Origin of the sequence: Croceitalea marina (assembly GCF_042684265.1) — a bacterium.
Lineage (GTDB): Bacteria > Bacteroidota > Bacteroidia > Flavobacteriales > Flavobacteriaceae > Croceitalea > Croceitalea marina.
This window is the reverse complement of record NZ_JBHULB010000053.1, coordinates 1-1828: the sequence shown is the minus strand read 5'-3', so window position 1 is coordinate 1828 and position 1828 is coordinate 1. Positions and strand designations below refer to the sequence as shown.

At 32.0% G+C, this 1828-nt stretch carries 2 protein-coding genes; one reads left to right on the top strand and one right to left on the bottom strand.

Annotated features, from left to right (window positions below; translation table 11 throughout):
- Positions 1–43: 43 nt before the first annotated feature.
- Positions 44–715, top strand: a complete 672-nt coding sequence (locus ACFSQJ_RS14310; protein WP_377767657.1) for a hypothetical protein — start codon at positions 44–46, stop codon at positions 713–715.
- Here ACFSQJ_RS14310 and ACFSQJ_RS14305 read toward each other — a convergent pair.
- Positions 687–1828 (bottom strand): toll/interleukin-1 receptor domain-containing protein (locus ACFSQJ_RS14305; protein ID WP_377767656.1); only part of this gene is annotated, 1142 nt, incomplete at its 5' end. The two genes, ACFSQJ_RS14310 and ACFSQJ_RS14305, sit on opposite strands and share 29 nt — an antisense overlap.

Here is a 1828-nt window from a genome sequence, read left to right as displayed (position 1 = left end):
GGATAACTAATTATTATGCTTCCTTTACTAGGGAACGACCAAAATGAGCAATAACATTAATGCAAAACTAGATTTTGAATTGCCTAAGGGGTTTATCGTTTTTATCTCAGGTGTTCCTGGAGTGGGCAAAACCACTATCTCATATGAATTACTAAAAATGTTTGATGAGTTCAGAATAGTAGAAGAAACTGATTTAATAAGAGAAGTGCTGAGGGGCTATAATGAATATATCGAAGACAAATTTAAAAATGAACCTCACCTGTTATTTAAGGAAATAGAGATAACCCCAAGTGCAAAATTTCTTAGCTATGATGAAGCAAAAAAACAATGTGGGCATATGAAAAAATCATTTGAAAAAATCATTGGCAGACAAAAAAGGAAAGGCATAACAACCATAATTAATGGTGTACATATAGTGCCTGAGATTTTAGATGGATTGTTTGACAATGATAATATTATCTACTTCAATTTATTCATAAATGACAAGCACTCACTATTTGAAAGATGGAAAGAAAGGAATCCACTGAAATACACAATACAAAACCTATCGGTTGTATTCGATACTAATTTAGCACTCTCTGCTAGTACTCAAACACTATCAAAAAAAACAGAAAATATCTTTAATGACATTGATATAACACATTTAAGTGTTGGACAAACAAAAACTGAAATTATTAAGTGCCTTGCTAAAAGACTTCAAAATTTTCAGGCATAGCTTTGGCATTATTCCAAACATTCTCGTAAATCTTCAAGCACTTTTTTCCTTTCTTCGAATTGGTACTAAAAACTTCAAAACCCGTGTTTGTGAGTAACTGAGGAAATCCATTCGAATCAAAACTTGGTCTACAATATATAATAGATTCATCTAATCTAATTATGATACTTTCTCTTTTATTTGAATATAGTTTGAAGCAATTTCTAAGCGTATCATTGTCTCTAACTTCATCTTTTGCGCGTAACAGAGTTGCCTCTAATTCGAACTTAAAAATATGCTGTTGAATATGAGCTTTTTTGACCTCATCGGAGTTTGGATCCAGAAATAGACATCGAAAATCTATACCGTCCATCCCTGGATTATTTGTTGTTTTCTCATGTAGATATTTAAAAAAATTCTTGAAGCTTCCCCCAAAAAGCTTCATGTTTTTTCTTCCATAAATCCAAAGGTGTTTTCCTGTATACAGAAATGATTCAATTATAACCTTGAATAACTCATAACTTTCAAAACCAGAAAGAAAGTATCCTGCTTTATCCTTAAAAAATGGGTTTTCTAGAACGAACGCCTCATTATGAATTAGCTTATCAATAAGATCTTCGCATTGCGTATCAATACTTCTGAAATTTTCTTTAATTCTCAGAATGGATTTTTTGTAGTCATCTATTTTTCTCTCGTTATCAGGTGTCTCCTTTAAATCAAAACTTGTTAGGAATGTCTTATTGAAACCATCATGGTTAAATTTGATTTCCCGAGCAACATTCATCGGATTGTCTATCCATGAATGCCAATTAGGGTCATCATCAAAGAGGAAAGGTATCACTGTTCTATTCAAACCTCTTGCAAACCCCGCTTCAAATAAGAGCCAAGGAGCCTTTTTATTCTCCTTAGTGAAGCACAAGACAAGTTTATCACATTCTTTTATTTTTTCTAAAATCTTAATTTGAACGTCTTGACCACCATTTATGTCTACTTCTGAAACAAATGCATTAATCTTAGGATTTAGCTTTTCCAGTAATTCTTTGGTTTTAATGGCCATCTCCATGCTCTGATGTTTAGACCAACTAATGAATACCTTCATTTTATTTAGTTGTGTATTATAATAATTAGTTATCC

Coding starts and splice junctions, on each gene's coding strand:
- ACFSQJ_RS14310 (WP_377767657.1), top strand. CDS start 44: ATGAGCAATAACATTAATGCAAAACTAGATTTTGAATTGCCTAAGGGG.